At 69.6% G+C, this 414-nt stretch carries 1 pseudogene; it reads left to right on the top strand.

The features are described from left to right. Positions 1 to 40: 40 nt before the first annotated feature. A pseudogene (locus KH400_RS29810) lies at positions 41 to 414 on the top strand (hypothetical protein); the annotation flags it as partial.

Raw genomic sequence — 414 nt, 5'->3', positions numbered from 1 at the left:
GTCCAGCGTGCGTGCCGGGCGCCCGCAATAGGCTGGGGCGATGAGCACCGAGCCCTCCCTCAGTACCGAATCCTCCCCATCCACCGAACCCACCCCGGCCTCGGCAGAAGCCCTGTCGTCGGGCATCGCCCTCTCCGAGCTCGATGACGTGGTTCGCCCCCAGGACGACCTGTTCCGCCACGTCAACGGCAAGTGGATCGCCCGCACCGAGATCCCCTCCGACAAGGCGCGCTACGGCTCGTTCTACGTCCTCGCCGAAGAGGCGGAGAAGGCCGTGCAGGCCGTCATCATCGAGGCGCAGACTGCCGAGCCCGGCAGCGAGGAGCGCAAGTTCGGCGACCTCTACGCGAGCTTCATGGACGAAGCGCGCGTCGAGGCGCTCGGCGCCACCCCGCTCGCACCCCTGCTCGCCGA

The sequence above is a fragment of the Desertibacillus haloalkaliphilus genome (genome assembly GCF_019039105.1).
Lineage (GTDB): Bacteria > Bacillota > Bacilli > Bacillales > KJ1-10-99 > Desertibacillus > Desertibacillus haloalkaliphilus.
This window is presented reverse-complemented; position numbering and strand designations above follow the sequence as displayed.